This window comes from Flavobacterium sp. F52 (assembly GCF_000278705.1).
Classification (GTDB): Bacteria; Bacteroidota; Bacteroidia; order Flavobacteriales; family Flavobacteriaceae; genus Flavobacterium; species Flavobacterium anhuiense.
In genome coordinates this window covers 278,677-285,600 of record NZ_AKZQ01000034.1, presented here as the reverse complement: position 1 = coordinate 285,600, position 6,924 = coordinate 278,677, and the positions used below count along the sequence as shown (strand labels likewise).

Below are 6,924 nucleotides of genomic sequence, written 5' to 3'. Positions count from 1 at the left end.
CAACTTAATCTAGAATAAGAAAGATTTTTTTAAGTTCTAAGATTGCTCAGATACTAAGTTTTTCTTGTTTTCGATTTCAGTTTTGAATAGAACTTCTAATCTACATTGCAAATGTATGCGATGAAGACAAAGAAAGCTCTTAATCTAGAATAAGAAATATAATTTTAGAGGCCATCTAGTTTAGAAACTAGTATTTTATTTGACAAATTTACGTTAAATAGAATTTTGGCAATGTTTTGCGGTACAGTAACTTAAGCTTTTAAGTTAAAGTTAAGAATGTTAATTTTTTCACACAATGAGGAAAACCGTAAGGTTATCTATTTTGCGAATTTTAATTTTGGTTTGTAGAAATTTGAAAACGGTGATGACCTTTACCTTTTTGGGAATCATTTAATTTCTATAAAAAACTGTTTTTGGAGAAACGTTTTTACATTGAAATTTTGACATATTCATTTGATCGTGGGTATTTGTATATAAGTTTGCAATATACATTAATGTCTAATTTTTTTAGGGTTTTAAGATTAAGTCGACGGACGTAATTTTAAAACCCTTTTTTTTACCACAATAATGAAAAGCCAATTAGCCAAAATTGAATACTATCGGTATTGATTTTGAACTTTTGAGGCGAGAAACCGTAATAGCTTTTAAATGCTGCCGAAAAATGCGAAACGTCTTTGTAGCCGCATTTATAGGCCGCTTCGCTTACCGTAGCGGTTTTGCTTTGAAACAATTCTTTGGCATGTTCCATTCTCAATTTTATGATATAGCTTTTGACAGTTGTTCCAAAACAAGCTTTAAAACCTTTTTTGAGCTTGAATTCGTTTAACGAAATAAGTCTCGAAAGTTCAGGTAGAGTAGGTGTATTTCTATAATAGTTTTCTAATATTTTTTTAGCTTCTAACAGTTTGCTGTAATCTTCATCGTTTATATTTTCTGATGCTAGAGGTTTAATGTTTAAAGTTTCTAGCTGATGAATAAGAAGCTCTTTAATTTTACTTTCGATATAAATTCTTTTTAATAAGCCTTCGCGAGAACAGTTTTTTATTTCGGATGTTACCCACTGAATTGCAGGTGTAAAAGGAAGGTATTTTGAGGTTAAATAAGTAGATTGTTTATTGAGTATTTTTTTTGAAAATTTCTCATGAAGCTGCCAATCTTCATTAATTATATTATAATAAAATTCTTTGGAAAGAATAATAGACATGTAATTGATGTTTGTGAGAGCCGGTATTGTAAAGAAACCTTTAAAATTATTGGTATAAAAAATATTATGCGTGTTTTTTTTAGAATACTTTTCACTTTCCAATTGATCAATATGGGTTTCAACATTACTGCTATAAATAAAATTCATCACAACCGATTCTTCATCGATTTCAAACATTACGGTTCTCGGAGTTGAATAATACATCTGAGTATCAAGGAGAACTAATCCTTCGGTGATCAGATGACGGCTTATAATTTTTTCAGAATTTCCATTTTGAATGTTGATGTTTTCTTCTTTTAAAATACTTTTTGGATAATATTTATCTCCAATTTGAATTTTAATGATTGGCGTTTCAGAGGTTAGAAGTGTGGCTTTGATTTTCAAAATATAATCCGTTTTTACAAAATAATAATCCGTTTTTCCCTATCTTTTTTCAAGATGTAGATGGTATTTTTGCAGCAAAGTTATTTATAATTAGTCTAATTAAATATATGTCAACTCAAAAATTTTTATTTGCCTCTTTATTTTTTCTAACTACGTTCTTATCATTTTCCCAGCAAAATCAAGGTTTTACGGTAACTGGCAAGGTGGTCGAAAATTCTGGAGAAACAATACCGTTTGCAACAGTCATTATCGAAAAAACTGGCTTGAGTGTTATTTCGGATGAAAACGGAAACTATATTTTAAAAAATGTACCATCAGGAAAACATACGCTGAAAATCTCTGCAATGGGATTTGCGGTTCAGAAAAAACAAATTGAAGTCTCAGGTAATTTAGAGGTTTCAATTACAATGGACAGCCAATTGCAGGAGTTAGAAAGTGTAACGGTACTTGGAAGATCGCAAACTGACAAGGTAAATAAACAAGCTTACAGTGTAACAGCTATTGATGCTAAAAAACTTCATAATTCAACTCTAGATTTATCGCATGCTTTAGACCGTGTTTCTGGTGTTCGCAACCGTGAAGCGGGCGGAGTGGGTTCAAGATCAGAGCTTTCTATCAACGGATTCTCAGGAAATCAGATTAAGGTTTTTATTGACGGAGTTCCGATGGATAATTTTGGATCCTCTTTTCAAATGAATAACATTCCGATCAATCTAGCCGATCGTGTAGAAGTGTACAAAGGTGTTGTGCCAATCTGGCTTGGTGGTGATGCCCTTGGAGGTGCCATAAATATTGTAACCAACAGCAAACCAAGAACTTTTGTAGATGCATCATATTCTTTTGGATCTTTTAATACGCATCGATCAAGTATAAATGCGGGTTATACGGCAAAAAGTGGTTTTACGACAGAAATTAATGCCTTTCAGAACTACTCTGACAATGATTATTGGGTAAATGTTGATGTGGCCGATTTAAATACGGGAGCTTATTTTCCGAATCAGAGAGTGCGACGTTTTCATGATAAATACCACAACGAAACAGTGATTTTAAATGTCGGAATAACTGGGAAAAAATATGCCGATAAATTGATGATTGGTTTTACGGGAGGGGAAAATAAAGCCGATATACAAACAGGTGCCAGAATGGTTAGCGTGTTCGGACAGATTTATAGAAAAGGTAGCATTGTAATGCCAACTTTAAAATATCAGGTAAAAGATCTGTTTACAAAAGGATTGAACGTAAATGTTACGGGTAATTACAACTTTGGTTACGAACAGAATATCGATACCGTTTTTAGAAGATACAATTGGTTTGGCGATTACAAACAGTATGAAGGGGCTGGGGGAGAAAGAAGCCGTACGCTTCGTAAGTTCTATAACAACAATGGTATTGCAACGGCCAATGCAACTTATACACTTAACGAGAGACATTCTTTTATGGTCAATAACACGTTTAATACGTTCGATCGTAAAGAAAGTGACGAATTGGTTCCAGAATCTTTGGTTTATAAACAGCCTAAAAAAACACAAAAAAATGTTTTAGGATTGGGGTATAAATTAGATTATAATGATAAATGGAGCACTTCTGTATTCTTAAAAGATTATTCATTAAAAACTACCTATTCAAGAAGTTATAATCCGTCTGGAAACGCTGGAGATATTGCCTATCAGAAATATGTAGACCATACTTCCACAACTGGATATGGGGCTGCTACGAGCTATTATCTGAAACGTAATCTGCAGATAAAGGCTTCTTATGAAAAGACTTATAGATTGCCAACTCCAGAGGAAATATTTGGTAATGTGAATGATAATTTAGAGGGAAATCTTTCCTTAAAACCAGAATCAAGCAACAACTATAATTTAGGAGCGAGTTATCAGACTAGTTTCCGCGAAAAAAATGCTTTATCATTTGATGTGAATCTTTTGCATAGAAATGCAGTCGATTTTATTCGTCCGACATTGAATAATAATCAGACGATGACTACCAATGTCAATCAGGGAAAAGTGACCAATTATGGTATCGATGGTGAGATTAGATACTCGTATGGAAGTCGTTTTACGGCTGGTTTCAACGCAACGTACCAGAATATTAGGAACAAAACAATGTACGAGCCAAATCAAAATTATGTGTCTCCTTTTTATAATGACCGAATTCCAAACATGCCATACCTTTTTGGAAATGCAGATGCGACAGTGTTCTTTAATAATGTTTGGAAAAAAGGAAATAATCTGTCTGTTGGCTATAATCTGCTTTATGTCCATACGTATTATTTGTCTTGGCCAAGTATGGGAAGTAAGGACAGTAAACTAGAAATTCCGCAGCAGTTCAGCCACGATTTAAATGCTGTTTATACCATGGCAAATGGGAAATACAATATTGCTTTTGAATGCAAAAACTTTCTTGACAACAAGCTTTATGACAATTTCTCATTACAAAAACCTAGCAGAGCTTTTTACATCAAGTTGAGATATTATTTCAGCAAATCAAATAATTAAATTTTTAATACAAACACCATAATACAATGAAAAAAAGTACAACATTAGCTTTATTATCAGCTGTTTTAGCCTTTACAGCTTTTTCTTGCAGCAGTGATTCAGATAAATCAGGAGGAGAAACTGGCGGCGGAACTGATACAGGAAAAACGAAATATATTATTACTGCAACAACTGGAGCAGCGGGAATTGCAGATTATTTATTAACTGCAGATGATGTGTCTACAGGTTCTATTACCACCACAGGAAACGGATTGGAGCAGGATGGAACATATCGTTATTACATTACAGCGCAAAATAACTTCTTTAGTTTGCTTTACGGACAAGGAAATCCAGGAGCTGTAACAACTTATAATTTAAACGGTGAAGGAAAATTGGTTAAAAAATCTGATTTCCAAGCAGAAACAGTACACGTATTTGCTGCTGTAAACAAAGATATTTTGACGATTAAAGTTCCAAGGAGCGGTGCCTCTATCGCTTCTATGTACAAAATCGACGCTGAAAAATCGCTTATTACTGGCGAAGCACAGCAAGACACTAAAAAATTGGCCGGAAACGGAGAAAGAGCTTTCTTTACTTGGGCGACTCAGGTGGGAGATAAAGTCTATATGCCTTACATGAGTATCAAAGGAGACGGAGTAGACAATTTTGGTACTGCAAATCCAGATAGTACATGGGTTGCAGTTTACAATTACCCAGAATTGAAATTAGAAAAAGTAATCAAAGATAACCGTACCAGTTATTTAGGGGCTTATTTCACAAACGGATTATTCCAAGACGAAAATGGAGATGCCTACGGTTTCTCTGGAGCAATTGCTACTAGCAACGCTGTGATGACTTCTACAAAACCTTCTGCGATTGTGAGAATCAAAAAAGGAACTACAGAATTTGACAAATCTTATTTCTTTAACGTTCAGGAAAAATCTGGTGGATATAAAATTTCTTCTACTACTTATATTTCAAAAGGTAAATTCTTATTGTTACTGTATGGAAATGTGGGTAAAAACAATGGTGCAGTTAAAATGGCAATCGCAGACGTTTACAACCAAACATTTACATGGGTAACAAATGCCCCAGCTACTTTAACTTCTGTGACTAGTCGTTACAATATTACTTCAGAAGATGGAAGTTCTGCAATTGTAGGTATCAATACTCCTGACGGAAACTGGATTTACTCAATCAACGGTACAACTGCCGTTGCGACAAAAGGTATGAAAGTTGAAGGCGGACAAATTACTGCAATCCAAAAATTAAAATACTAATATTTTTTTACCGTAAGTGCTTTTTTATGAGTACTTGCGGTTTTTTTATTTATCCTATTTATTTATCCAATTATGTTTTCTTCTTCAAAACCAAATAATAAGAAAAAAAGTAAAAAGTCGCTTTTTAAGCGTATTATGGCTTGGCTGCATTTGTGGCTTGGTCTAGCATCTGGAATCATTGTGGTCATTGTCAGTCTTACAGGCTGTATTTATGTTTTTGAAAATGAAATAAAAGATTGTATTGAAGACTGGCGTTTTGTAAAACCTCAGAAAGAAGCATTTTTACTTCCTTCGCAATTAGTCTCGATTGCTGATAAAAAAATGAAAGACAAAAAAGCAACCAGCGTGACTTTTGGCGGAAAAGATGAAGCGGCTATTGTTGGTTATTTTGTGGAGAAAAAAGAAGAGAGTGAAAAGGGAGATCATGGGGAAAAAGGAGAGCATAAAAAAGCAAGAAAAGATGTTGCTAATAATCAAAATGCAAAAGGAAAATCAGAATTAAAAGCTCAGTCCAACGAAAAAGGAAAAGGAAAAGGAAAAGGAAAGGGCGAAAAGCGTAAAGGCGGAAGAAGGCAAGGAACTTTTATAAGTGTTTACATGAATCCGTATACGGGAGATATATTACATGTAAAAACTTTTACTAGAGGAGAATCGCCAGATTTTTTCAGATGGATTTTAAACGGACATCGTGCTTTATGGCTTCCTTATGATATTGGGAGACCCATTGTCGGAGTCGCAGTTTTAATCTTTGTTGTTTTGCTGATCTCAGGTATTGTTTTATGGTGGCCCACAAAATGGATTAAGTCTATTATTGATAAAAGTTTTAAAATTAAATGGGATGCCAGCTTTAAACGTGTCAATTATGACATGCACAATGTATTTGGTTTTTACAGCTGCATTTTTCTGTTTTTTATTGCCGTAACAGGCTTAGTTTGGAGTTTCGGATGGTGGAGCAAATCTTTATATTGGGTAACATCTGGAGGAAAACCTTTGGTTGAGAATCGTGAATCTCCAAAATCTGATACCACCCACGTAACAGCATTTAATATTACAACAGCCGATAGAGTTTTAATGAATCTAAAAAAAGAAAATCCTCAGGCAGCCGGAATTATGATCAGTATTCCTGCGAAACCTGCAGATCCGATTGGTGCTTTTGTTTATAAACAGAGACATACCTTTTATAATATGGACCGATATAGTTTTGATCAGCAGACTTTGAAAGAAATTTCGATTAAAACCCCTTTTTCAGGAAAATATATTGAAGCCAATATTCCAGACAAAATCAGACGTATGAATTATGACATTCACGTAGGAAGTGTTCTTGGACTTACAGGGAAAATTATTGCATTTTTGGCTAGTTTGATTTCTGCCAGTTTGCCTATTACAGGATTTATTATCTGGTGGGGAAAACAGAAATTTGGCAAAAAGAAACCTGCTGCAAAATCAAAAGTGGCAACTAAAGCAATTTCCGTTCCTAAAGTGAAAAATACAACAGAACAAGAAGTTGCTGTTTAAACATATTAAAATTAGTTTTTTAATTCCTTTTTGTTTTTTTTTTGATAAAAGGCAAAACTTGTAA

Annotated in this window: 4 protein-coding genes; 3 read left to right on the top strand and 1 reads right to left on the bottom strand. The window is 34.0% G+C overall.

Going from position 1 to position 6,924, the window contains the following annotated elements:
- Positions 1–556 precede the first annotated feature (556 nt).
- Positions 557–1,588, bottom strand: coding sequence for an AraC family transcriptional regulator (locus FF52_RS17755; RefSeq protein ID WP_008467685.1), 1,032 nt, complete (start codon positions 1,586–1,588; stop codon positions 557–559).
- A gap of 107 nt (positions 1,589–1,695) precedes the next feature.
- Between FF52_RS17755 and FF52_RS17750 the strand changes: the two genes are divergently transcribed.
- The 3 genes from FF52_RS17750 to FF52_RS17740 all read left to right on the top strand — a co-directional run bounded on the left by FF52_RS17750 (position 1,696) and on the right by FF52_RS17740 (position 6,860).
- The gene (locus FF52_RS17750; protein WP_008467684.1) at positions 1,696–4,086 is read left to right on the top strand and encodes a TonB-dependent receptor; all 2,391 of its coding nucleotides are present in this window, start codon (positions 1,696–1,698) and stop codon (positions 4,084–4,086) included.
- A 26-nt stretch (positions 4,087–4,112) separates the two neighbouring features.
- Positions 4,113–5,345 carry a DUF4374 domain-containing protein gene (locus FF52_RS17745; protein WP_008467683.1) on the top strand — a complete coding sequence of 411 codons (1,233 nt, stop codon included), beginning with the start codon at positions 4,113–4,115 and terminating at the stop codon, positions 5,343–5,345.
- Between the two features lie 72 nt (positions 5,346–5,417).
- On the top strand, positions 5,418–6,860 hold the full coding sequence (locus FF52_RS17740; protein WP_035691834.1) for a PepSY-associated TM helix domain-containing protein: 1,443 nt from the start codon (positions 5,418–5,420) through the stop codon (positions 6,858–6,860).
- The last annotated feature ends 64 nt before the right edge of the window (positions 6,861–6,924 follow it).

Bases quoted from the DNA above. Each gene is read 5' to 3' on its own strand.
- FF52_RS17750 (WP_008467684.1), top strand. From the start codon at position 1,696: ATGTCAACTCAAAAATTTTTATTTGCCTCTTTATTTTTTCTAACTACG.
- FF52_RS17745 (WP_008467683.1), top strand. From the start codon at position 4,113: ATGAAAAAAAGTACAACATTAGCTTTATTATCAGCTGTTTTAGCCTTT.
- FF52_RS17740 (WP_035691834.1), top strand. From the start codon at position 5,418: ATGTTTTCTTCTTCAAAACCAAATAATAAGAAAAAAAGTAAAAAGTCG.